This is a genomic window from Gelidibacter pelagius (assembly GCF_017581925.1).
GTDB classification, from domain to species: Bacteria; Bacteroidota; Bacteroidia; order Flavobacteriales; family Flavobacteriaceae; genus Gelidibacter; species Gelidibacter pelagius.
In genome coordinates, this window is sequence record NZ_JAGEVG010000009.1 from 156,176 (window position 1) to 181,323 (window position 25,148).

Here is a 25,148-nt window from a genome sequence, read left to right on the forward strand (position 1 = left end):
ATTTTGCGGGCATAAAATCGACTTCACTATGCACCAAACCACAAATACAATTTTAATGATTCGTCCTGTACATTTCAGGATGAACGAACAAACAGCGGTCAATAATTATTTTCAGGAAGACTTGGATCTAAAGAACTCTGAAATCAATACAAAAGCTCAAGCCGAATTTGATGCCTTTGTAGAAAAGCTCAGGGACGTCGGTGTTAACGTTATTGTGGAAGATGATGATAAATTGAACGATACGCCAGATTCTATCTTCCCGAATAACTGGGTGAGTTTTCATGAAAACGGTGATGTGGTGCTCTATCCAATGTTTGCTGAAAACAGACGTAAGGAACGACGTGAAGAGCTTCTCGATCGTTTGGAGGAAGAGGGATTTGAAATTGAGAATATAATGGACTATACCAGTGCCGAAGAAGATCATTTCTTTTTGGAAGGTACTGGCAGCATTATCATGGATCGGGTTAATAAAAAAGCATATTGTGCGCTTTCTCCACGGGCAGATGAAGAGTTGTTTATCGAGTTCTGCGAAGATTTTGACTATTTTCCAGTCATTTTCACAGCGTATCAAACAGTGGATGATGACCGCTTGCCTATTTATCACACCAACGTTATGATGTGTGTTGCAGAAACTTTTGCTGTTATATGCTTGGATAGTATTGATGATAAGAAAGAGCGCAAAAGTGTTGTTGAACACCTTAAAAAAGACGGGAAGGAAGTTATTGCGATTACTGAAGACCAAATGCACAACTTTGCCGGCAATATGTTGCAGGTGAGAGGCACCGATGAAAAGCGTTATTTGGTGATGAGTAAAGCGGCACATGATAGTTTGACAAGTTTGCAAATTGCCAAAATTTCCATGCATTGTGAGATGTTGTACAGCGATTTGGAAACTATAGAAACCTGTGGTGGCGGAAGTGCCCGTTGTATGATGGCGGAGGTGTTTTTGCCGAAAATGAGTTAGAATTGAAAAATAAAATGTTCTTAGCCTAAAACACTGAACACTGCCTGCCCGTCCGTAGCATTTGCGAAGGCGGGAACACTGCCTGCCCGTCCTCAGTTATAACGACGGTTGGAAATTGAAACTGAAGTTGAAGTTGAAATTGAAGCAGTCAATTCTATGTAATTATGGATAAACTTTGAACCCGAACTTTAATTCTGAAAATCTAACCGCAAAGGGCGCAAAGTGCTTTCCTAAGGACGCAAAGCAATTTAATTTGATGCAGCCTTCTATTTAATCATGCTCAAAACTTGAACCTGAAACTCGAAACTAAAAACCTTTTTTAGCTTTTCTCTTCCGTATTCATCTTAGGAAGTTCCACATAAAATTTGGTGCCAACATTCGGAGTGCTTTCCACCCAAATACGACCATGGTTAAGCTCTACGAGTTCCTTGCAGATCGTCAAGCCCAAGCCCGTGCCTTTTTCGTTTTTGGTTCCAACAGTGGTGAAATTATTGTTTTGAAATAATTTTCTGAGGTTTTCCTTTGGAATGCCAACCCCTGTATCTTCCACGCAAATCAAGGATTTTCCATTGTGCTCTTTGTTTGAGATGGTGATAATATCTCCGACACGACTGAATTTTACGGCATTGGTGATTAAGTTTTGTATAATAATTTCTACCATACTTCGATCAGCATAGATAAAATCACGTTGGGATTCGTCAATCACAACAATACGCTTTTGTTCGAGTTTTTGTTCTACCAAACTGATTTTGCTATGAAACACTTCTTGGATGTCGAAATGTTCAGGATTCGGTTCCAAATTTTGCATTTGGGATTTCGACCAGTTTAGAAGATTGAACAATAGTAAGGACGCATTGTCGGCATTTTCACTCAATTCTGGTATCAACTCATTAAATTCCTCTCTACTGATACTGTCTTCCTTAAGTAGATCTAAAAATGCTTTGATTGAGGATATAGAGTCTTTTAGGTCATGTGATACAATGCTGAACAAGCGATCCTTGACGTCATTGATTTCTTGAAGATGAAGTTTCTGTTCCATAATGGCTTCATTTTGAAGTTGGATCTGCTCATTTTTTTCTTCAAGTTCCTGTGTGTATTTAATGGTGCTTTTTCTTTTTAGGTAAATCAAAAGTAAAAAGGTCAAAACGATTAGAAATGCAACAATCAAACCATAAGAAAGAAGCTTTAAGCTTTTGATTTGATTGGTATTGCTTTCGGGTTCTTTGCTGCTGGTTATGGCCGTCGACTCGATATTGGATTCATTCTCAAGAGCATCTTCAATGGAGTCGGTATTTATCGGTAACTGAGGTTGGTTTTCCCGATCTAAGGTCTGTTTTAAACTATAATACTCACGTTGCCAACGGTAAGCGTTTTGAAACTTCCCTTTGGTAGAGTCCAAAGCCATTAAAAGCTTGTAGTTTTTAAGAAGTTCTTCGTTGTTTCCAACGCCTTTTGCCAAGTTGTGGGCTTCGTAAATCTGACTTTCCGCAAGTCGGGTGTTTTTCTGTTCAAGATTAAGATGTCCGATTGAATTCAGAGCTCGCAAAATCCCTTCTTTATCATTTATTCTCCTATTGAATTTAAGACCCTCTACAAGGTATTCAGCGGCCTTGTCATAATCTTTAAATTTAAGATATTCTTCACCAATACGTGGTAATATTTCACCTCTTAAAGATTGGTCGGTTTCAGGATTGAGCATCGCTAAAACGGTTTCATAATATTCGATTGCCTTTCGGTGTTCTTTGCGTTTAGAATACAATTTGGCAATATTTTTTGTAGAGATTTTAATGCCAGTGCTATCTTTTAATCGTTCCCTGACGTTTAAGGCTTTTAGGTTGAATTCAAGCGATTTATCTATTTGATTCGTATTATAATACGCTTTTGCCAAATTGTTGTAGGCCAAACTAAGGTCTTCGTTCAGGTTTTGATCTTCAAATATTCTGATTGCCGATAAGGAATTCATCAATCCAGTTCTATAATTCCCTCTTTTTATCTCTATTAGACCAATACTGTTGCTCACTTGTGCGACACCCAAAGCGTCATTGATCTCTGTGTATAATTTTTTTGATTTATTGAAATGGTCAATAGCATTGAAATAGTCATTCTTATTGGCATAAATAAGGGCTTGAAAATAATTGGCTGCCGCGATGCCTTTAGTGTAGTTTATCGTTTTTGAAAGTAGCTCAGTTTCTGAAATGTATGAGAGTGCTTTTTGATAATCTTGGGCTTTGTAAAGCGCTTTGATAAGATGAATTGAGGTGTCTACCTTAGAGGAATCCTGTTTTTGAAAAGCTAATTGTATAGCAAGGCTGTCTATCTCTTTGGTTTGTGCAAAACCAGATAAGACAGCAAAAAAGGCAGCTAAGGTAATTAACCGTTTCATTTTCTTGCAATTAGTTATAAATTGTAATGCGATGTGATTTGAGCTTGCCTTGAGGGAGAGGATAGGCACGTTCACAAAATACAATAACAATGCTGTTAAGGATTTTTAAATATAATGTATCAACGTTTTTGGGACCTTGATTAATAGCTTCCTCAAAAATGGATAAAAGGGTTTTAATAATCTAATTTTCGGGTTTTAATACCAATAAATTAGATGAAGTGATGCGCGTTATTTTTTGAATAATTTAGATATCGGTTGAAAGGTCAATATCTTGGGAAAACGACACTTTCATCGTTGAAATGCACAATCATGATCAATGTAATATGGTGTCCAATTAAAACATTGCAAATCATTAGTTTATAAGATAATATAAAAATTGAAATGTTTATTGATTATCTTACAATATAATTAATTGGCAGAAAAATGAATAAAACAATCAAAACAATTTTGATGGTTGTAGGAGCGGTCCTACTCGTGTATGGCATTTACACCTTAATTGCTCCAGAAGCTTCTATTGGAATTGGTGATTTAAGCATTGATGTTCAAGATAATACGGATGCATATACGACCATTGGTCTTGGTATAGTGGCTTTGGTGTTGGGGTTTCTTGGAGGTCAGAAACTAAAATAAATGCTAATGGTGTCTAAAAATATCAAAGATTGGTAGCACCTTATGGTTAAATTCAAACATGCATTGATTTTCCCAAGCGCTACCATTTGTTGAGGTGTCTCCATTATCATTAAATGCCACACAGTCTGGTGCCCAATAGCAAAAGCCAATGCCTTTTTGGTTTGGAATGGATTTAATCGTGGTGACAAGCCATTTAAGATAGGCTTTCTGACCAGCTGGTGTTGTGGGAAATTCTCCCAGGATTTGACTACTGTAGCCAATAAAGTTCGTGCTGTGATCATCCCACTCCAAAGTAATTGGATAGGCAACTTCACCGTTAAAATATCTTTATTAAAAGTAGTTGCCAAGTTATTAAGGTTCGTATTTATTAAATCCAAGTCTTTAAGTTTGAAATTGTGGGTAAATAAGAAAGTCCGATAATATCAAACTCATTATGATAAGGATTGAGTTCCTCAAAAAAGTAAATTGCACTTTCAACGTTCGAATGGTGGAGCATGATTTGAATGCTGTTGCTCCTGTCAACTTCTTTGATTCCCTTTATAGCTTGTTTTACCAAGGCTGCATAATTGGGCCAATTATCATTGTGTTCATCCCAAACCTTACCGTAATTCCATAAAAAACCACTGTCCGTTTCATTGTCTATCTGTATGACTTTTGGGAGTGTGTTTTGTATTTTTAATTCGAGTACGACGTTTTTGGTATATTCATAAACGGCAATTTTAATTTGATCAAAATCCATGTTCTGCCATGCTTAAAGGGCGTTTGAGGACCTGGATCGGCCCAAGTATCCGAATAATGGAAATCCAAAAGAAAATCCATTTTCTTGTTTTTAATTTTGAGTGCATAGGCTTTGATATCTGATAGGCTGTTTTGTACATTCTGTGGTGTGTTCCATAATTTGAGGCGGACGAGGTTGGTTCCATTTTCAGAAACAAAATCCAATAGATTGATGGGATTGCCATTTTCATCCTTATATTCTACATCATAAGTTTCCAGTTCTGATTGAAATGACAAATCCATACCTTTGTAAAAATGAGGTTCTGCCGGAGATAAATCATCGGAAGAGTCATTGGAATCGCTGCATCCTGTAATAAGAAATAGGAAACTCAGAATGTAGAATGTTTTTTTCATATGGTGATTTGATATTCAAAATTATTGCATATCCGCAATTAATCGTAAAATTGAGATTGCTCATTTAAAATCCGAATAAGCCTTGCCCCGCTCGGTAGATATCGGGAGGGTCAAACAAAAAATCGGCATTGTATTTTCAGTTTTTAATTCTTAGGACTAAAAACGGATATGCAAATTCAAATTTAATCAAATTTAAAAAAGTCAACCAGATGCTATTTTAATCGATTCTTTAACTTATTGCTTTTCCACAACAATACAGCTTTTGCATCCAAAAAATTTAATTAAAATCTTATCTTTGCACACTTAAATTGAACAGCAGATGAATCTTCAGGAAACCTTATCACATCAAGTAAAAAAAGCAGTAAATGATATTTTTGGTGCGACCTTAGAGTCGGTAGAGCTACAGTCAACCCGTAAAGAGTTTGTAGGTGATGTCACTGTGGTGATTTTTCCAATGCTGCGTGTGGTAAAAGGAAATCCAGTCCAGATTGGTGAGCAAATTGGCCAACATCTTTTGGAGAACATCAATGAGGTAAAATCCTTCAATGTCGTGAAAGGATTTTTAAATGTTGAAATTGAGGATGCGTATTATCTTGATGTTTTTCAATCTATAAGAGACCAGAAAACCTACGGATTTGTAACTTCTAAACCAGAAGAAAAGGCTGTTATGGTGGAATACTCTTCACCAAACACCAATAAGCCTTTGCATTTGGGGCATATCCGAAACAACTTATTGGGGTATAGTGTTGCTGAAATCTTGAAAGCTTCTGGGAAAAAAGTTTATAAAACGCAAATTATTAATGATCGGGGGATTCATATTTGTAAGAGTATGTTGGCTTGGCAACGTTATGGAAATGGAGAAACGCCTGAATCTACTGGTTTAAAAGGAGATAAACTGGTAGGAAATTATTACGTGAAATTTGATCAAGAATACAAAAGTGAAATTCAGGAATTAATAGATCAAGGAAAAACTGAAGAGGAAGCTAAAAAGCAAGCCCCTATAATAATTGAAGCACAGGAGATGCTCCAGAAATGGGAAGCGGGCGAAAAGGAGACCGTAGCGCTTTGGGAAAAAATGAATGGTTGGGTTTACAAAGGATTTGATGAAACCTATAAGAATTTGGGAGTTGATTTTGATAGTCTGTATTATGAAAGTCAAACCTATCTCTTAGGGAAGGAATTTGTTGCCGAAGGGTTAAAGTCTGGTGTGTTTTTCGAAAAAGAAGATGGTTCGGTTTGGTGTGATTTGACAGAGGATGGTTTGGACGAAAAAATTGTGCTCCGTTCGGACGGCACCGCAGTTTATATGACCCAAGATATTGGTACCGCCATTCAGCGGGTGAAAGATTTTCCCGATGTTGGAGGTATGGTTTATACTGTTGGGAATGAGCAGGAATACCATTTTCAGGTCTTGTTTTTAATCATTAAAAAACTCGGATTTGAGTGGGCCAAAAACCTATTTCATCTAAGTTATGGGATGGTCGATTTGCCTTCGGGGAAAATGAAGAGTAGGGAAGGTACTGTTGTTGATGCCGATGATCTGATTGTCGAAATGGCACAAACTGCTGAGGAGATTTCAGAAGAATTGGGCAAGCTGGAAGGCTATTCAGATGCTGAAAAAGAAGAACTTTACAAATCTATCGGTCTAGGTGCTTTAAAATATTATATCTTGAAGGTCGATCCAAGAAAACGGATTCTTTTCGACCCTAAGGAATCTATCGATTTTCAAGGGAATACAGGGCCGTTTATTCAATATACTTACGCCAGGATCCAATCGATATTAAGAAAATCAGATTTAGGAGCTGCTATTGACACGCATACCATAACGCTTCACGAGAAGGAAAAAGAATTGATCAAGCAGTTGTTATTGTTTCCTGAAGTGATTCAAAATGCGGCAGATAATCACAGTCCAGCATTGGTGGCAAATTACACCTATGATTTGGTGAAAGAGTTCAATTCCTTTTATCAAAATGTGTCCATTCTTGGAGCTGAAAACCATAACGAAAAGGCTTTTAGGGTCGCTTTGTCAAATAAAGTCGCCGTGACCATAAAAAATGCATTTGGATTATTGGGTATTGATGTGCCTGAGCGAATGTAATTTAGTGTAACCCATAACTTAAAAGCCAAGCGTATTAAGTTATGAGGGTTATTACGATGGCTATCAGGATTAGCGGTATTAGAAGCTCAATGTCTGACAAGCTTGCCAAGATGATATTTATTAAGTCCTTAGGTTTTATAAATACACATCAAATATGTAAATTTGCAACTCAAAATTTAATTCTTGTAGTTTTAAACACTGCAAACAGAAGACTGAAAACATATGTTTAATAATTTAAGTGAAAAGTTAGATAAGGCCCTACACGTCCTCAAAGGACATGGAAGTATTACGGAAGTCAACGTTGCTGAAACCTTAAAAGAGGTGCGCAGAGCATTGTTGGATGCCGATGTCAACTTTAAAATTGCCAAGGAATTTACCAATACGGTTAAGGAAAAAGCATTGGGTCAAAATGTATTGACCACTTTGCAGCCAGGACAGTTGATGGTAAAATTGGTCAAGGATGAGCTGACTGAACTTATGGGTGGCGATGTTGAAGATATCGATCTTTCAGGAAATCCAAGCGTAATTTTGATGTCTGGATTACAAGGTTCTGGTAAAACGACGTTTTCTGGTAAGCTTGCCAACTATCTTAAAAACAAAAAAACAAAGAAACCTTTATTGGTAGCCTGTGACGTTTATCGTCCGGCTGCGGTTGACCAACTTCATGTGGTGGGAGATCAAATCAATGTTGAGGTTTATAGTGATAAAGGAAACACAGATCCTGTAGCCATTGCAAAGGCAGGTATCGCACATGCAAAAGCAAACGGTCATAATGTAGTCATTATTGATACCGCCGGACGTTTGGCTGTTGATGAGGCGATGATGACGGAAATTTCCAATATCCGTGATGCTATTCAGCCACAGGAAATTTTATTTGTGGTAGATGCCATGACAGGTCAAGATGCTGTTAATACCGCTAAAGCCTTTAACGATGTCCTAAACTTTGACGGTGTTATCCTTACCAAATTAGATGGTGATACTCGAGGTGGTGCGGCCATTTCCATTAAATCTGTAGTTAATAAACCAATCAAGTTTATTGGTACAGGCGAAAAAATGGAAGCCATTGATGTGTTCTATCCATCACGTATGGCAGATCGTATTTTGGGGATGGGAGATGTTGTGTCTCTTGTTGAACGTGCCCAGGAGCAGTTTGATGAAGAGGAAGCACGTAAACTTCAAAAGAAAATCGCTAAAAATCAATTCGGTTTTGATGATTTCTTGAATCAGATTCAGCAGATTAAAAAAATGGGAAACATGAAGGATCTTATAGGCATGATCCCAGGTGCTGGAAAAATGATGAAAGATGTTGACATTGATGATGATGCATTTAAAGGTATTGAAGCCATCATCCATTCCATGACACCATTAGAAAGAACAAATCCATCAGTTATCAATGCTAGTAGAAAGAAACGTATTGGTAAAGGCTCTGGAACTTCTGTGCAAGAAGTCAATCAGCTTCTAAAACAATTCGACCAAATGAGCAAGATGATGAAGATGATGCAAGGTGGCAAAGGAAAAGCAATGATGCAGGCGATGAAGGGGATGAGGTAGTATTCAGTAGGCAGTCATTAGTTGACAGTCGCAGTCTCAGTCTCAGACCAGTTTTTTATAATTAATAAACAATTGTGATATGGATTTCAAGAAACTGTTAGCGTATCAAAAGTCCTTTGATTTAGCTATGGATATTTTTGAGGTTTCTAAAAGTTTTCCGAAAGAGGAGACGTATTCGCTAATTAATCAAATAAGAAAAAGTTCTCGGTCAGTAACTGCGAATATTTCTGAATCTTATAGAAAGCGTTTATATCCACGACATTTTGTAAGTAAACTTACCGATGCAGATGCTGAAAACTCTGAAACCTTCGCATGGTTGGAATTTGCTTTGGCTTGCAATTATATAGATGATTCTACATTTCAGGATTTAAACATCAAATCTTTAGAAATAGGAAAACTAATAAATTTTATGATCAATAATACAGGGAAATTCGGAGTTAAGCCAGAATGATATTTTTAAACAATCAAACTGAAAACTGCGACTGCGACTGAAAACTATTAAGGAATGATAATCTTAGATGGAAAAAAAATAAGCAATGACATTAAGAATGAAATTGCCGAACAGGTAAAGAGAATGAAGGAAAACGGGGAGAAAGTGCCTCATCTCGCCGCAATTATTGTTGGGAATGATGGTGCAAGTCTGACGTATGTTGCCAGTAAAGTCAGAGCCTGTGAACGTGTGGGATTTGAATCTACAATGGTGCGTCTTTCCAATACCACAAGTCAAGTAGAACTCTTAGACAAGATTAAAGAATTGAATGAAAATTCAGATATTGACGGCTTCATTATTCAACTGCCATTGCCAAAACAAATTGATACGCAAAAAGTTCTTTTGGCTGTGAACCCTGATAAGGACGTGGATGGTTTTCATCCTATGAACTTTGGCAAAATGGCTTTGGACATGTCGACGTTCATTCCTGCGACACCTTTTGGGATCTTGGAATTGTTGGACAGATATAACGTTGATACTCAAGGAAAACATACTGTTGTCATTGGTAGAAGTCATATTGTTGGACGGCCAATGAGTATTTTGATGGGAAGAAAAGGGTTCCCAGGAAATTCTACGGTCACTTTAACGCACAGTCATACCAAAAATATCACGCAAATCACTTCTCAAGCAGATATTATTATCTCAGCTCTTGGGGTGCCAAATTTCCTGAAAGCAGAAATGGTAAAAGATGATGCGGTGATTATTGATGTTGGAATCACCCGTGTTCCTGACGATACTACCGAAAAAGGATATCGTATCACTGGGGATGTTGATTTTGAAAACGTCAGCAAAAAAGCGAGCTTTATAACGCCAGTTCCTGGTGGTGTTGGCCCGATGACGATTGCCATGTTGCTTAAAAACACGCTTCTGGCGAGAGAACGTCAAATGTAAATCTCCATAAAAAAAATATAATAGGGCCTTATGCAAATTTCAGTTTTAACAGTGCCCTTAGTAATACAACGTGTAGTGATGGGAAGCTTGGAACATTGGCTTCCCATTATTTTTGCGATTTTTTTTGGGTTTGTGACGATACGGTATGCAAGAAGAAATCTGAGTGTAAAGAAACAATTTCGACTTATTCACTTTATAGCCATTGGCGTCTCTCTAACAGTAATTGGCTTTCATCTTCATAAGCTGATTCTCGGGGACTATAATATCCAAAAAGATTTACCCTTATACCTATGTAGCCTGTTGGCGATATTAATTCCTGTGTTCACGTTTTATCGTAAATTTTGGATGTATGAAATCTTGGTTTTTTGGATTATTGCTGGCACCTTACAGGCTGTGATGACTCCGGATATTGCCACAGGTTTTCCAACTTTTGATTATATCAGATATTGGGTGGTTCACTTGGGACTTTTAGTAGTTATAAGTTATGCTACTTTTGTCTTTAAAATGATGCCCAATTTCAGAAGTTTGTTCAAATCATTTTTCGTCTTACAACTGTATTTTTTAATAATAATGTTGGTGAATTACCTTTTAAATGCCAACTATTTTTATCTCAATGAAAAGCCACAATCTGCATCTCTACTGGATTATTTTGGTGAATGGCCGATGTACATTATCGTCGTACAACTTATTTTAATACCCTATTTTTTAATCATTTATCTTCCTTTTTATTTATATAAAAAGAAATGTGGAGAATTGCAGGAATAATATAGGTAGTCTATTTGGCAAATAATTGCCCCATATCCTTAAAGGCTTTAAACTCTAAAGCGTTTCCTGAAGGATCCATAAAAAACATCGTAGCCTGTTCTCCAACTTGACCTTCAAAACGGATATAGGGTTCAATTACAAATTCAATACCTTTAGTGGTAAGATGTTTGGCAAAATCCTGAAAAGATTGCCACGGCAACACGACGCCGTAATGTGGCACAGGAACATTTTTGCCATCTACACTATTGGAGTGTGATTCTTCTGTGGATTTCGGTTTATAGTGAATGACCAATTGATGACCGAAGAAATTAAAATCCACCCAATAATCCGAACTTCTGCCTTCTTCACAGTTTAAAACATCCCTATAGAAAACTCGGCATTCCTCAAGATTATGAACTGGAATGGCAATATGAAATGGAGATAATGATGTGGACATGATTTAATTTGTTGGTTCGTCTTTTCTGTACTTTAACATAGAAACACCGGCTAAGAAAAAAACGACTCCTAAAATGGCTAGTGCCCAAGGACTTAATGAAGTGAAGTTGTTTCCGAAAATTCCCAAGACACCTAATATCAAGGCAATCATTCCTCCAATGGTCAATACTAATGCTAAGATTCTAATCATATATTTTAATTTAAGTTGTTATAAGCTATAGAATTATTTGGATTAAGTTTAGATCTATTCGTTGATACCTTTAAGGCCTTTTTCTTCGAGCAGAAGGTTTTTCTTCCGCCATCTGTTTTGCCGAACTATCTAAAAGCGCATTCATTTCTTTGAATTCTTCTTTCGTTAATTCTCGATAAGTACCAACAGGCATATCCAATTTAATGTTCATGATCCGGACGCGCTTTAAAGTTTCTACTTCATAATCTAGATATTCACACATTCTACGGATTTGTCGGTTTAGGCCTTGAGTCAAAATAATTCTGAATTCATAAGTACCCAGTTTTTGGACGGTACATTTTTTAGAGATCGTATCTAAAATAGGCACGCCATTAGACATTCGCTCAATAAACGTTTGTGAAATGGGCTTATTGACCGTCACAAGATATTCCTTTTCATTATTATAACCAGCTCTCAGTATCTTGTTGACAATATCACCGTCATCGGTTAACAGAATTAAGCCTTCACTGGGTTTGTCTAATCGACCAATCGGAAAAATACGTTTGTGATAGTTGATATAGTCAATAATATTGTCTTTTTCAACACGCGTATCTGTGGTGCAGACGATCCCTATGGGCTTGTTGAATGCTAAGTAAACAAAACCTTCGTTAGTATCTTTAACTGGTTTTCCATCAACATGAACAACGTCATTTTCTGATATTTTTGTTCCCATTTCAGGAACTTTTCCGTTGATGGTCACACGACCAGCTTCAATGAGTTTATCGGCTTCCCTGCGCGAGCAATAGCCTACTTCACTTAGAAACTTGTTGATACGTTTGAGATTTTCTTCCATAATGTAAAGATAATAATTTTAGGTATCAATGAACGCGTAAATATGTTCAGCAACTGAGGCGTCAAGTAAAGAATGACCTAAACCTTTGGTGGTAATGAGCTGACTGTTTTTAAAACTATTTTTTATTAATAAAGCATCATTATAGGGAATTATACGGTCGTCTTGGTCGTGAATTATCAAACCTTCAGATTTAATAGTTGCGAGAAACTTAGCCGTTGATAGAGTGTCAGATGGACTGCCAAAACGTTTAATGATGGTCTCTTCCAATTGCGAAACAATCCGGTGATTATAACCTAACATATCTGTATAGCGTTTCATGACATCCTGAAATTCAGAAGGTGCTCCCAGCAGAATGATTTTCTTTAATTTGTCAAATTGATATTTATGCTGAAAAAAGGCGGATGCCATTCCGCCAATAGAATGACCGATAAGAATGTCAGGAGAAAACCGTTTGGCAACGACATTAATGAACTCAGCATATAACATGGCGTCAAATGCGCGTCCTCCAGATTTCCCATGAGCAGGAGCGTCAAGAGCAATGACATTAAAGCCTTTCTTTTTGAGTTCCAAGATCAGCTTTTTCCATCGCGCAGAATTGCTTTCCCAACCATGGGTCAATAGAATGGTTTGTTTTTTCCCCAACCATCTATAAGTCATAATAGGATAATGCTCATATTTAAGTTCTTCTTGATAGGCCGTATGCAAAAAATCCGACTGCTCCTCGTTTATGCGTCCAGCTCGTGGTGTGGTAAACAAATACATGGCCTTATCTGCGGCATAAGGTTTTGAAACATAGCTCAGCATATTATAATATGACCCAATTAATTTGATAAGCACTTCCTTCATGAAAATTTAGATATGGGATTATTGCTCTCTATTTACAAGATCCATTGAGAATGCTGGAAGACAAATAGCAAGGTATTCGCAAGGTTCCGTGTAAGGATTTGAATATTGAACACGGGTGTTTTTTTCTATTTTTATAGACTCACCTGCCGATAAAATGACGGTTTCATCCTCGATAATAAATTGTTTTTTACCACTGACGATAAACGTATATTCATCAAATTCGGGTGTTTGAAAAGGTTCACTCCAGCCGGCTGGTGCAATCATGTGTGCTACACTTAATTGGGAGTTGCCGTCTGTAGCTCTTCCAAAGTGTTCTTTTATGATTTTTCCATCGGTTGTGGGAACCACAAATGGATTCGTTTGTATAGTATAAGGTTTATTTGCCATAATTTTGTTTTTTAGTTGGTAGTTAGTAGTGGGTAGTTCGAAATTCAAAGTTCAAAGTTTCCCGTCGTCGCTGAAAGCTCCGGATGCGCAGGCAAGTTCCAAATTTTAAATTCCAAATTTCCAATCGTAAATCCTCAATCATAAATCGTCATCCGTCACTCATACCTCATCACTAACCTCTGCCCACTTCTCTCTCACTTCAAAGGTTTCCGCTTTATCATACCGCCTCTAATATCTTTAACAAGCCCCATGATAATAAAGGCTTTTTCATCAATTTTATCTATTTCTGTATGTAGTTTTGCGAGTTCCAGCCTAGTTACTACCGTATAAATAATATCTTTATCATAGCTTTCGCCGTTGCCTTCGTAACCACCTTTTCCTGCATAAATGGTGCAGGCACGTCTTAATTTTTCGACAATCATCTTGCGCAGTTCTTGGTGCCTTTCTGAAATAATCGTTACCCCAACATATTCCTCAACGCCATCCACGACAAAATCGACTGTTTTTGCTGCGGATAAATAAGTCAATATTGCATAGAGTGCAATCTCAATGGATAAAATATAGGCACCGAACGAGAAGATGATAATATTGATTAACAGTAGCACATCTCCAATCGTGATTGAAAGTTTCTTGCTTAGCCAAATGGCCAATACCTCGGTGCCATCAATAACACTGCCACCTCGCATGGCCATCCCTATTCCCAATCCGAGAAAGAAACCTCCAAACACCGCAATTAATAAACGGTCTTCGGTAATGGTTGGATACTCTACATAATGTACTACAAGGGCTAATATGGCAATGGTAATGATGCTCCTTACTGCAAATTTAATACTAAAAGTTTTTGCCGCAAGAATTAAAAATGGGAGATTGACTAAAATCAATAGAAAGCTCAAGTCAATTTGAGTGATGTTTTCTAAAAGCAGCGAAATACCTGTAGCGCCACCATCAATAAAACGGTTGGGCAGTAAAAAGCCCTTCAACCCGAAACCGGCCGAAAATACGCCAATAAGGACATAAGTGTAATCCTTGATGAAGTGCTTAATCTCTACTTTGATTTGACGCGCTAAAGGAATTGCCTGCCTGTCTCTGATTTTTGAAGATGAATGTTCATGCTCAAGTTTTTTCCGAGCAATCGCAACTAATAACTTTGAGAAGAATGAACTCATCTTTTTAGCCTTTTGGGTTTAGTTCCAGTGGATGAAAAAGTATTTTACTTTGGCATTGTCAGGAATCTGTGAGGGCTCAATAGAAATACTTCTATCAAAGCGTAAATTGGATGGCAATTCTTTTTTGTCGATAGTGAAGGATGCATCGATTTCTTTGACACTTACAACTATGGAATTGATAAGATTGTCAATTTTTGAAATTTCATAGGCATCCTGAATATCCTTGAAGGTGCTCATTGTCGATATTCCTTTTTCAGTTTTATAGCGAGAATCTAAGATGCGTACATTATTGATGACTGAGGTTGAATCTGCTCTTTTTTGTGGAGAAATGCTCAATAAGGCTACGCCATCTAAGTCATAAATTTCAATATTATCGATATTTCTTGTAAACTCATCTTTACCAATATAATTGGCAACGGAATCCTTTTCGAAAACCAATTTTAAATCTTTGACTTGTGTAGAATCCGTCAAGTTTCCGATATTATGTTTTTGAATCAAAAAAGGATCTTGATCCTTTCCACAGCTGGTCAATAAAAAAGAAACTATGGCAATGTAAATAAATGATTTTTGCATTTTTAATGGTGATTTTAATTTCCGTAACTCATCGTTATCGGTAGATAATTGGTTAATAATTAGGGTTTGTTTGGTGTTACTTCTTTTTCATGGCTTTCGACAAAATGCCAAAAACACTTCTTATAAATGTAGCACTGGTGAGAACCTTTACAATCGGATTCATTGCCGAACTACGACGTGTGGTTGTATTGCGTTTTTTGGATTGTGCTTTTTTTAAGTCCTCCAATTCTTTTTTTACCTTTTCTTTTTCATCCTCAGCTTGTGCTTTTTCAATCTTTCTGTTCAGCATCTCATAGGCGCTGTCCCTGTCAATAGTCTCATTGTATTTTTTGATCAGTTTGGACTTAGACAGTAAGTTTGATAATTCATCATCGGTGAGAATGTCCATACGACTCATTGGAGCACGCATCATGGTTGCGGCCAAAGGTGTAGGTCGGCCTTTTTCATCCAGAGCACTTACCAACGCTTCGCCAGTTCCTAAAGAAGTTAAAATACTTGCGGTGTCATAATAAATGGTATCGGGATAGTTTTGTGCGGCTAATTTGATTGCTTTTCTGTCTTTGGCAGTAAAGGCGCGTAAGGCATGCTGAACTTTTAGACCTAATTGACTCAAGACCGCTTCAGGAACATCAGTCGGATTCTGGGTGACAAAATAAATTCCGACTCCTTTGCTCCGAATGAGTTTGATAATACTCTCAATTTGATTTAAGAGCGCTCTTGAAGCTTCGTTAAAAATGAGATGAGCTTCTTCAATAAATATAACAAGTTCCGGGCGGTCAGTGTCACCTCTTTCCGGAAAAGTAGAATAAACTTCTGCCAATAGCGTCAACATGAATGTCGAAAATAGCTTAGGACGGTCTTGTATGTCCGTCAACCGAAGAATGTTGATATAGCCCCTGCCGTTTTCGTCAACTCTTAACAAGTCGTCCACTTCGAAGGAGGTTTCTCCAAAAAACAAATCGGCACCTTGCTGTTCCAAGGCGACAAGTTTTCTTAGGATAGCACCAGTGGAGGCAGTTGAAATTCGACCATATTCAGCTTCAAATTCATCTTTTCCTTCTTGGGTTGAGTATTGTAAGATTTTTTTAAAATCCTTGATGTCCAAAAGTGGCATTTTGTGATCATCACAGTATTTGAAAATCACGGACACAATTCCAGATTGTGTTTCGGTCAATTCCAGAATTCGGGACAGCAATACTGGACCAAATTCGCTCACCGTCGCTCTCAATCGGACACCATCCTGTTCAGATAAAGTTAAAATTTCCACGGGGAACCCTTTCGCTTCATGTGGAATTCCGATTTTGGCGTGACGTTCATCTATTTTTGGATGGGCCGAACCCGGTACAGCCAACCCACTTAAGTCGCCCTTAATATCCATCAACAATACGGGAATTCCTTTTTCTGAAAGTCCTTCCGCCAAAACCTGTAATGTTTTTGTTTTACCAGTTCCGGTAGCACCTGCAATAAGTCCGTGTCTGTTTAAAGTCTTTAATGGTACATTTACAAAGGCATTGGTAATGGTTTCTCCATCCAACATCGCAGCACCTAAAGTAATAAACTCGCCTTTATTGGTGTTTCCGTCTTGTATATGTTTGAGGAAATCATCCTTTTTGGCCATAAATTTTAAATTTTGGATAAAAATAGTGTAATTTTATTCAAGTTTAGAAGATAAAAAATGAAACTTAAATCCGCTATCGCCGTTATTTTCCTCGTATTCCTTGCGTTTGGATGCAAAAAACCTTCCAATGAGGTTATTTTTCATAAATCGCATGAGACCAAAAAACAAGATGCACCGTTTAGTGATGCGGTTGAGAGTAATGGGTTTTTGTTTTTGAGCGGTCAGCTGGGAATGGATCATGGAACGCGTACTCTGGTTGAAGGTGGGATTGAGGCTGAAACTAGGCAGTGTATTGAGAATATTAAAGCCGTTTTGGAACATCACCAATCATCTCTGGATAAGGTTGTGAAATGTACCGTCGTTTTAAAAAGTATGGACGACTTTGCGGTGTTTAATAAAATATACAAAGAATATTTCCCCAATAAGCCTGCAAGAACAACCTTTGCGGCAAGTGGATTGGCACTTAATGCCAATATAGAAATTGATGTTATTGCTTCCAAATAAAAACTTCTATTACCTGGTCTCCAAGTTTTAAGATTATCAAGTATCTTTGCACGCTATGAAAAAAAGTGAAAAACAAGAATTGATAGACCACGGTCTTCTGCTGCCATTGATGGAGGAATTTTACACCATTCAAGGTGAGGGTTTCCACAAAGGAACGGCTGCTTATTTTATAAGATTGGGCGGTTGTGATGTGGGATGTCACTGGTGTGATGTCAAGGAAAGTTGGAATGCGGAGCTGCATCCACCAACCATGGCAGACGCCATTGTTGAGAATGCAGCAAAATATAGCAAAACCATTGTTGTTACTGGTGGAGAACCTCTAATGTGGAATATGGATCCGCTAACTTCCAAGTTAAAGGCAGAAGGTTTACAGATACATATCGAAACTTCTGGGGCCTACGAACTAACGGGAACTTGGGATTGGATTTGTTTGTCGCCAAAAAAACTGAAACTCCCTACACAAGCTGTTTATGACAAAGCCGATGAATTAAAAGTCATTGTTTATAATAAAGACGATTTTAGATTTGCCGAAGAACAGGCGGCCAAGGTCAATAAAGACTGCATTTTATTCCTGCAGCCAGAGTGGAGCAAGCGTGATAAAGTGGTTCCAGAAATTGTGGATTACGTGATGGCAAATCCGAAATGGAAAGTCTCCCTCCAAACACATAAATATTTAAATATCCCATAAAAAAAAAGAGTTTAGGATTACTAAACTCTTTTTTTTGATTTAAAGGGATGGATTAAAACGTAAACGGAACCTTTACTCTTAACGTGCCCCAGCCCATATACATGTCTGCACCCGATTGCGATTCTTCAAAAGTAATTGAAAACGCTTCCAAAATGTCTTTACTTTGCGTTGCAGGAACTTTTATTCGCGCGACATCATTACCTTCTTTATAGGTATAGGCGCCCCAAACATTAATATCAGAACTCAAGATAATGGTCCATTCATCGTTGCCTGGAATCGTGAATAAAGAGTAGGTGCCAGGTTTAACCTTAGTATTTCCCAACAATACTGGTTTATAAAATGTAATTTCTGTAGCTTCGTTTGCACCAGTACGCCATACTTCATGGTTAGGTGTTAATTTAGCTACATCTCTTCCTTTTAATTGTGGTCTACTATAGATAATTTTTATTGCCTTGTCAGAAACTTTATAATTGCTCGGGTAAGTAGCAGCATCCATTGGGCTTGGATCTAAATCTGGAAATTTTTGCGCATTGGCGGTATACGAAAATACAAAGACCAATGTAAATAGTAGTGTTTTAATAACTGTTTTCATAGAATTTATTTTTAGGGCTAAATTTAAGATTTTTTATCTTAAAATTATTATAAAGTTAGAGTGCTGCTTAATATTTACAATTATTAAAAAATTGTAGTATTCTGAGTGATTGCACTTCAATGTTTGAAGTATATGACTCTGTTTTGTTTTGATTTGTAATCATTTTCACTTAATTGGTTTCATAATTGAAATGATAGGCCCATATTTGCCTAAGTTTTATAATAGAAAATAATAATAAGTATTAAAGTATAATATCATGTGTGGAATTGTATGTGCCTTTGATTTAAAACAGAAAGCGGAAGATTTACGACCTCAATTGTTGGAAATGTCCAAAAGGATCCGTCATCGCGGACCGGACTGGGCTGGAATCTATAATAATGAGAAAGCGATTATGGTCCATGAGCGCTTGGCCATTGTTGACCCAGCTTCAGGAAAGCAGCCTTTATTGAGCGATGATAAAAATCTGATCTTGGCCACAAATGGTGAAATATATAACCATAGAGAATTGAGAAAACAATTTCCGGACTATAAGTTTCAGACTGAAAGTGACTGTGAAGTTATTTTGGCCTTGTATAAAGAAAAAGGTTTTGACTTTATCGATGAGATGAACGGGATTTTCGGATTTGCCATTTACGACGTGGAAAAAGATGAATATTTCATTGCTCGTGACCACATGGGTATTATTCCTTTATATATAGGTTGGGATCAAAACGGTACTTTTTATGTGGCTTCAGAGTTGAAAGCTCTGGAAGGTTACTGCACCAAGATCGAACTCTTTCCTCCAGGTCATTATATGTCCAGTAGAGATGGAAAATTCGTTCAATGGTACAAACGTGACTGGACGGAATATGATGCCGTTAAAGACAACGAAACGAGTATTAAAGCGATTAAAGAAGCTTTAGAGGCTGCGGTGCACAGGCAATTAATGAGTGATGTTCCTTATGGTGTGTTGCTTTCAGGTGGATTGGATTCTTCCATAACCTCTGCCGTTGCTAAAAAATACGCCGAAAGACGGATCGAATCTGATGATACACAGACCGCATGGTACCCGCAATTGCATAGTTTTTCTGTAGGGTTGGAAGGCTCGCCAGATTTAGCCGCTGCCCGAAAAGTTGCAGATCATATCGGGACAGTCCATCACGAAATAAAATTCACTATCCAAGAAGGTTTGGATGCGCTCAGAGATGTTATTTATAAGCTTGAAACTTATGATGTAACTACCATTCGTGCCAGTACGCCTATGTATTTAATGGCGCGTGTGATTAAGTCGATGGGGATTAAAATGGTTTTATCTGGAGAAGGGGCAGACGAATTGTTTGGCGGATACCTATATTTTCACAAAGCGCCAAATGCTAAGGAGTTTCATGAAGAAACTGTCAGAAAACTGAGCAAACTTCACATGTACGATTGCTTACGTGCGAACAAAAGTTTGGCGGCCTGGGGCATTGAAGGCCGCGTACCGTTTTTGGATAAGGAATTTATGGATGTTGCCATGCGCATCAACCCACAAGATAAAATGATTAATGGCGAACGCATGGAAAAATGGGTGGTCCGAAAAGCATTTGAAGACATGTTGCCAGAAAGTGTGGCGTGGAGACAGAAGGAGCAATTCAGTGATGGTGTTGGCTACAGTTGGATTGATACGCTAAAAGTCATGGTGGCCAATGAGGTGAGTGATGAGCAATTGGCGAACGCTAAATATAAGTTCCCAATCCAAACCCCAACAAGTAAAGAGGAGTTTTATTACCGTTCTATTTTTACAGAACATTTTCCAAGTGATGCCGCTGCCTTGAGCGTGCCACAAGAGGCGTCTGTAGCCTGCAGTACTAAGATTGCTTTGGAATGGGACGAAAGCTTTAAGAACATGAACGACCCAAGTGGAAGGGCTGTTGCAAAAGTGCATTCAGATGCCTACGTTAAAGCCTAAATAGGCCATAATTTTTAAATTTATAATTACAAAATCCCGCCGTAGCGGGATTTTGTTGATTTTGCTCTTTTTTGAAGATGTTAAAATTCATGATAATTCATTCTAAGATGCTTTTTAGACGATTTTAGCTGCTTTCGAGTAATTAACAAATGTTGATAATTTTAGCAGTTAATCGATGAAATACTTTCAAAAAGCCTCCTATTTTCGTATCTTTGTGAGTATCCAAAAATGATGCGCGAGTATCATTTTTTTTATGAAGTGTAACCATCTAAAATATAGTTTTCAAATGGTTTTTCCGTTTATTCGCTTTTAGGAATAACGATGGAAAAAGTGATTGAAATCTTAATAAAAAATAATAATAGTAATTAAGAATTATAATAGAGAATAAGCAATATAACATTATGAAAGAAGAGTTTAATAAGGATAATTATTCTGCGGATAGTATTCAGGCCCTTGAGGGAATGGAGCACGTTCGTATGCGTCCGTCCATGTATATCGGTGATACCGGTACACGAGGTCTACACCATTTAGTTTATGAAGTGGTAGATAACTCCATTGATGAAGCGATGGCTGGACATTGTGATAATATTACCGTGACTATCAATGAGGATAATTCTATAACTACAGAAGATGATGGTCGTGGTATTCCTGTAGATTTACATAAAAAGGAAGGTGTTTCTGCATTAGAGGTCGTTATGACCAAGATTGGTGCCGGTGGAAAATTCGATAAAGATTCCTACAAGGTATCCGGTGGATTGCACGGTGTTGGTGTGAGTTGTGTGAACGCTTTATCTGAACATTTAAGAGCAACCGTATACAGAAAAGGGGAGATCTGGGAACAAGAATACGAGAAAGGTAAACCAATGTATCCTGTTAAGAAGATTGGGGAAACTGATAAAAGAGGAACGATGGTTACTTTTAAACCAGATCCTACTATTTTCACCCATATTTTAGAATATAGCTACGATACGCTTGCGAGTCGTATGAGGGAACTCGCTTATCTTAATAAAGGAATTACCATTCATTTAGTTGATAAACGACACGTAAAAGAGGATGGTACTTTTGAAGGTGAAACATTTCATTCAGAAGAAGGTCTAAAGGAATTTATCAAATTCTTAGACGGGAATCGTGAGCCTTTAGTGAGAGAAGTTATCGCGTTTGAAGGTGAGAAAAATGGCGTTCCTGTTGAGGTGGCCATGATCTATAATACGAGCTACGCTGAGAACTTACATTCTTATGTGAACAATATTAATACCCATGAAGGAGGAACGCATTTGTCTGGATTTAGACGAGGCTTAACCCATACTCTTAAAAAGTATGCGGATGATTCTGGGTTGCTCAAAAATCTTAAATTTGAGATTGCAGGTGATGATTTCCGTGAAGGGTTAACGGCTATTATTTCAGTAAAAGTTCAAGAGCCACAATTTGAAGGACAAACTAAAACTAAATTAGGAAATCGTGAAGTTTCTGCTTCGGTAAGTCAAGCAGTTTCTGAAATGTTGACCAATTATTTAGAAGAAAATCCGGAGGATGCAAAAGTTATTGTTCAAAAAGTAATTTTAGCAGCTCAAGCCCGTCATGCAGCACAAAAAGCTCGTGAAATGGTGCAGCGTAAAACCGTCATGAGTATTGGAGGTTTACCTGGAAAACTAAGTGACTGTTCAGAGCAAGACCCTACATTATGTGAAGTGTTTTTAGTGGAGGGTGATTCTGCAGGTGGAACTGCAAAACAAGGTCGTGACAGAGCATTTCAGGCCATCTTACCTTTACGAGGTAAGATTTTGAACGTGGAGAAAGCAATGTCTCATCGTGTTTTTGAAAATGAAGAGATCAAAAATATATATACCGCTTTGGGTGTTACCATTGGAACGGAAGAGGATAGCAAGGCTCTGAACCTTTCAAAACTACGTTACCATAAAGTGGTGATTATGTGTGATGCTGATATTGACGGTAGTCATATTGCTACTTTGATTTTGACGTTTTTCTTTAGATATATGAAGGAGTTGATTGAAAATGGACACATTTATATCGCAACACCGCCATTATATTTGGTCAAAAAAGGCCAGAGAAAAGAATACGCTTGGAGTGATAAAGAGCGTGATGAAATAGCTGAAAAATTTGGTGGAAGTGTAGGTGTCCAGAGATATAAAGGTCTTGGAGAGATGAATGCTGAGCAACTTTGGGACACAACAATGAATCCTGATTATCGTACATTACGTCAAGTTCAAATTGACAATGGAGGAGAAGCAGATCGAATTTTCTCAATGTTGATGGGTGATGAAGTTCCACCACGTAGAGAATTTATTGAGAAAAATGCGATTTATGCGAAAATTGATGCGTAAACAGCATTGATTTAAATATTTTAACTGAAAACACCCAATCTTGGGTGTTTTTTTTTGGCCATAGCTTATTCCCACCATTTGGTTTTAATTCCCCGAGGCTTGCCTCGATCGAAAGGCAATTTCTTATTCATACCTCGTGGGCTCGACCTGAGGTTCTTGATTTTAGAGTGAGATAAATGGAATTGTTTAAATAATCAACGAAAACGTAAGAGGAAACCTTGGGCTTTCTTTAATAACAATGATTTTATTTGTAATTTTGCAATCATTTTACACTTGAAGTTTCACGTTAAAAAACATATATAATTATGAAAATCACAGTAGTTGGAGCAGGAGCCGTTGGGGCAAGCTGCTCAGAGTATATCGCCATTAAAAATTTTGCAAGTGAAGTTGTTTTGTTGGATATTAAAGAAGGTTTTGCCGAAGGTAAAGCTATGGATTTAATGCAGACCGCTTCTTTGAACGGTTTTGACACTAAAATAACAGGAATCACAAACGATTATACTGTAACTGCCAAAAGTGATGTTTGTGTCATAACTTCTGGAATCCCGCGTAAACCTGGAATGACTCGTGAAGAGTTGATCGGAATCAATGCCGGAATCGTTAAAGACGTTTCTTCAAACTTAATCAAACATTCTCCAGACACCATCATTATTGTTGTCAGTAATCCAATGGACACGATGACGTATTTGGTTCATAAATCAACAGACCTTCCAAAACATAGAATCATTGGTATGGGCGGTGCATTAGATTCCGCGCGTTTCAAATACAGATTGGCAGAAGCTTTGGGAGCTCCAATTAGTGATGTTGACGGAATGGTAATTGGTGGTCACAGCGATACGGGAATGGTGCCATTAACACGTTTGGCAACAAGAAACAGTGTGCCGGTAACCGAGTTTTTATCTGAAGAAAGATTGGGCCAAGTTTTGGAAGATACCAAAGTAGGTGGTGCTACACTTACTAAATTATTGGGTACTTCAGCATGGTATGCTCCAGGTGCAGCCGTTAGCGGATTGGTTCAAGCGATTGCTTGCGACCAAAAGAAAATGTTCCCATGTTCAGTATTGTTGGAAGGCGAATACGGATTGAATGATATCTGTATTGGTGCTCCAGTGATTTTAGGGCGCAATGGTATTGAGAAAATCGTAGAAATTGAATTGAACGATGCTGAAAAAGCACACATGCAAGAAAGTGCTGAAGGTGTTCGCAAAACCAATGATTTATTGTAAGAAGTCGCAAGTATTTAAAGTTGCAAGTATTTAAAATTATATGTGTTAAAAGTTGGTATTATTTTAGATACTTGTAGTACATTCCACTTAAATTTAAAACAAAACAGATGAGAAAAATATTATTTATAGTAGCCGTAACCTTGAGTGCAACGATGTTCGCTCAAAAACAAATTGATGAAGGTGTCATCATTTCAAAGCAAACCATGACCAGTGATAATGAGCAAATGAACGCTCAGTTGGCCATGTTGGGAGATATGATAACAACCACTTATTTTAAGAATGACAAATCACGTTCTGAACTGAGTAACCCTATGACGGGAAACACGGTGTTCATTGCAGACAACAATTCGAAAAAGTCTTTAGTGTTGATGGACAACGCCATGATTGGTAAGAAATATATGGAATCTGATATTTCGGCTTCTGAAGAGGATATGGAAAATGTTTCAGTAGAGAAAACAAACGAGACAAAGACGATTCTTGGATATGAGTGTACAAAATACAATGTGACTATGAATAAAGATGGTGCAGAGGTGAAAATGGAGATATATGCTACTGATAAATTGAAGGCAATCTCTCAACAAGCCACTACTTTTGGAAAGGATTTTTCAGGTTTTCCAATGTATATGGACATGGCGATAAATCAACAAGGCATGAAAATGAACATGGTCATTGAAGTTACTGAAGTCAAGGCAGAAAAAGTATCTGATGACAAGTTCAACATGACACCACCTGAAGGCTACTCAAAAACTGAGAATCTTCCAGGGATGTAAGCTATTTCGTTGGTAAAATAGTAATCAAAAACTTTAGAAATACTCCCGATAGCAATCGCATGAGCGTCAACCTAATTTTTAAAAAAGAGCACTAATTATATTTTAAAATACTGATTGTCAGAAGAGTATTTATCTTTACATAAATTAAT

General features: G+C 37.6%; 25 protein-coding genes and 1 pseudogene. 13 read left to right on the plus strand and 13 right to left on the minus strand.

Annotated features, from left to right (window positions below):
* The first annotated feature begins 28 nt into the window (after positions 1-28).
* A complete protein-coding gene (gene ctlX, locus J4051_RS09360; protein WP_208233605.1) occupies positions 29-964 on the plus strand; it encodes a citrulline utilization hydrolase CtlX in 936 nt (311 codons plus the stop codon).
* A gap of 319 nt (positions 965-1,283) precedes the next feature.
* Here the strand turns inward: ctlX and J4051_RS09365 are convergent, their stop codons facing one another.
* Positions 1,284-3,347, minus strand: a complete 2,064-nt coding sequence (locus J4051_RS09365) for a tetratricopeptide repeat-containing sensor histidine kinase (protein WP_208233606.1) — start codon at positions 3,345-3,347, stop codon at positions 1,284-1,286.
* Between the two features lie 423 nt (positions 3,348-3,770).
* On the opposite strand from J4051_RS09365, the gene J4051_RS09370 reads away from it, so the two are divergent.
* A complete protein-coding gene (locus tag J4051_RS09370; RefSeq protein WP_208233607.1) occupies positions 3,771-3,977 on the plus strand; it encodes a hypothetical protein in 207 nt (68 codons plus the stop codon).
* Between the two features lie 3 nt (positions 3,978-3,980).
* Here J4051_RS09370 and J4051_RS19130 read toward each other — a convergent pair.
* The 3 genes and pseudogenes from J4051_RS19130 to J4051_RS19140 all read right to left on the minus strand — a co-directional run.
* Positions 3,981-4,277, minus strand: a pseudogene (locus J4051_RS19130) (glycosyl hydrolase 53 family protein); the annotation flags it as partial.
* Between the two features lie 67 nt (positions 4,278-4,344).
* A complete protein-coding gene (locus tag J4051_RS19135) occupies positions 4,345-4,716 on the minus strand; it encodes a glycosyl hydrolase 53 family protein (protein WP_208233609.1) in 372 nt (123 codons plus the stop codon).
* Positions 4,653-5,108 (minus strand): glycosyl hydrolase 53 family protein, encoded by a 456-nt coding sequence (locus tag J4051_RS19140; protein WP_208233610.1) that lies wholly within the window; start codon positions 5,106-5,108, stop codon positions 4,653-4,655. The genes J4051_RS19135 and J4051_RS19140 overlap by 64 nt, the downstream gene beginning before the upstream one ends.
* Positions 5,109-5,427: 319 nt before the next feature.
* Here J4051_RS19140 and argS point away from each other — a divergent pair, with 319 nt between their 5' ends.
* The 5 genes from argS to J4051_RS09410 all read left to right on the plus strand — a co-directional run bounded on the left by argS (position 5,428) and on the right by J4051_RS09410 (position 10,903).
* A complete protein-coding gene (argS, locus tag J4051_RS09390) occupies positions 5,428-7,206 on the plus strand; it encodes an arginine--tRNA ligase (RefSeq protein WP_208233611.1) in 1,779 nt (592 codons plus the stop codon).
* Between the two features lie 222 nt (positions 7,207-7,428).
* Complete coding sequence (ffh, locus tag J4051_RS09395; protein ID WP_208233612.1) at positions 7,429-8,757, plus strand: signal recognition particle protein; 1,329 nt, start codon at positions 7,429-7,431, stop codon at positions 8,755-8,757.
* Between the two features lie 79 nt (positions 8,758-8,836).
* Entirely contained in the window at positions 8,837-9,208 is a 372-nt protein-coding gene (locus J4051_RS09400) for a four helix bundle protein (protein WP_208233613.1), read from the plus strand.
* A gap of 54 nt (positions 9,209-9,262) precedes the next feature.
* Positions 9,263-10,138 (plus strand): bifunctional 5,10-methylenetetrahydrofolate dehydrogenase/5,10-methenyltetrahydrofolate cyclohydrolase, encoded by an 876-nt coding sequence (locus J4051_RS09405; protein ID WP_208233614.1) that lies wholly within the window; start codon positions 9,263-9,265, stop codon positions 10,136-10,138.
* A gap of 30 nt (positions 10,139-10,168) precedes the next feature.
* Positions 10,169-10,903, plus strand: coding sequence for a YwaF family protein (locus J4051_RS09410; protein ID WP_208233615.1), 735 nt, complete (start codon positions 10,169-10,171; stop codon positions 10,901-10,903).
* Positions 10,904-10,913: 10 nt separating this feature from the next.
* On the opposite strand, the gene J4051_RS09415 is transcribed toward J4051_RS09410, so the two are convergent.
* From J4051_RS09415 to J4051_RS09450, 8 genes are all read right to left on the minus strand, one after another.
* Complete coding sequence (locus J4051_RS09415; protein ID WP_208233616.1) at positions 10,914-11,339, minus strand: VOC family protein; 426 nt, start codon at positions 11,337-11,339, stop codon at positions 10,914-10,916.
* Positions 11,340-11,342: 3 nt separating this feature from the next.
* Entirely contained in the window at positions 11,343-11,528 is a 186-nt protein-coding gene (locus J4051_RS09420; RefSeq protein ID WP_208233617.1) for a hypothetical protein, read from the minus strand.
* A gap of 70 nt (positions 11,529-11,598) precedes the next feature.
* Positions 11,599-12,360: a 23S rRNA pseudouridine(2604) synthase RluF gene (rluF, locus tag J4051_RS09425; RefSeq protein ID WP_208233618.1), complete on the minus strand. Its 762-nt coding sequence runs from the start codon at positions 12,358-12,360 to the stop codon at positions 11,599-11,601.
* Between the two features lie 18 nt (positions 12,361-12,378).
* Entirely contained in the window at positions 12,379-13,206 is an 828-nt protein-coding gene (locus tag J4051_RS09430; protein ID WP_208233619.1) for an alpha/beta hydrolase, read from the minus strand.
* Positions 13,207-13,224: 18 nt separating this feature from the next.
* Positions 13,225-13,593 (minus strand): cupin domain-containing protein, encoded by a 369-nt coding sequence (locus J4051_RS09435; protein ID WP_208233620.1) that lies wholly within the window; start codon positions 13,591-13,593, stop codon positions 13,225-13,227.
* 194 nt (positions 13,594-13,787) lie between these two features.
* Complete coding sequence (locus J4051_RS09440) at positions 13,788-14,759, minus strand: YitT family protein (RefSeq protein WP_208233621.1); 972 nt, start codon at positions 14,757-14,759, stop codon at positions 13,788-13,790.
* 18 nt (positions 14,760-14,777) lie between these two features.
* Positions 14,778-15,332 (minus strand): hypothetical protein, encoded by a 555-nt coding sequence (locus J4051_RS09445; RefSeq protein ID WP_208233622.1) that lies wholly within the window; start codon positions 15,330-15,332, stop codon positions 14,778-14,780.
* A 76-nt stretch (positions 15,333-15,408) separates the two neighbouring features.
* A complete protein-coding gene (locus J4051_RS09450) occupies positions 15,409-16,950 on the minus strand; it encodes a helicase HerA-like domain-containing protein (RefSeq protein WP_208233623.1) in 1,542 nt (513 codons plus the stop codon).
* Between the two features lie 57 nt (positions 16,951-17,007).
* Here J4051_RS09450 and J4051_RS09455 point away from each other — a divergent pair, with 57 nt between their 5' ends.
* Both J4051_RS09455 and J4051_RS09460 read left to right on the plus strand, forming a co-directional pair.
* Entirely contained in the window at positions 17,008-17,454 is a 447-nt protein-coding gene (locus J4051_RS09455; RefSeq protein ID WP_208233624.1) for a RidA family protein, read from the plus strand.
* Positions 17,455-17,509: 55 nt separating this feature from the next.
* Positions 17,510-18,142: a 7-carboxy-7-deazaguanine synthase QueE gene (locus J4051_RS09460; protein WP_208233625.1), complete on the plus strand. Its 633-nt coding sequence runs from the start codon at positions 17,510-17,512 to the stop codon at positions 18,140-18,142.
* A 52-nt stretch (positions 18,143-18,194) separates the two neighbouring features.
* Here J4051_RS09460 and J4051_RS09465 read toward each other — a convergent pair whose 3' ends face one another.
* Positions 18,195-18,734, minus strand: coding sequence for a DUF2911 domain-containing protein (locus J4051_RS09465; RefSeq protein ID WP_208233626.1), 540 nt, complete (start codon positions 18,732-18,734; stop codon positions 18,195-18,197).
* A gap of 256 nt (positions 18,735-18,990) precedes the next feature.
* Between J4051_RS09465 and asnB the strand changes: the two genes are divergently transcribed.
* The 4 genes from asnB to J4051_RS09485 all read left to right on the plus strand — a co-directional run bounded on the left by asnB (position 18,991) and on the right by J4051_RS09485 (position 24,999).
* Complete coding sequence (gene asnB, locus J4051_RS09470) at positions 18,991-20,661, plus strand: asparagine synthase B (RefSeq protein ID WP_208233627.1); 1,671 nt, start codon at positions 18,991-18,993, stop codon at positions 20,659-20,661.
* Positions 20,662-21,062: 401 nt separating this feature from the next.
* The gene (gene gyrB / locus J4051_RS09475; RefSeq protein ID WP_208233628.1) at positions 21,063-23,003 is read left to right on the plus strand and encodes a DNA topoisomerase (ATP-hydrolyzing) subunit B; all 1,941 of its coding nucleotides are present in this window, start codon (positions 21,063-21,065) and stop codon (positions 23,001-23,003) included.
* 305 nt (positions 23,004-23,308) lie between these two features.
* A complete protein-coding gene (mdh, locus tag J4051_RS09480; RefSeq protein WP_208233629.1) occupies positions 23,309-24,229 on the plus strand; it encodes a malate dehydrogenase in 921 nt (306 codons plus the stop codon).
* 107 nt (positions 24,230-24,336) lie between these two features.
* Positions 24,337-24,999, plus strand: a complete 663-nt coding sequence (locus J4051_RS09485; RefSeq protein ID WP_208233630.1) for a hypothetical protein — start codon at positions 24,337-24,339, stop codon at positions 24,997-24,999.
* Positions 25,000-25,148: the final 149 nt, after the last annotated feature.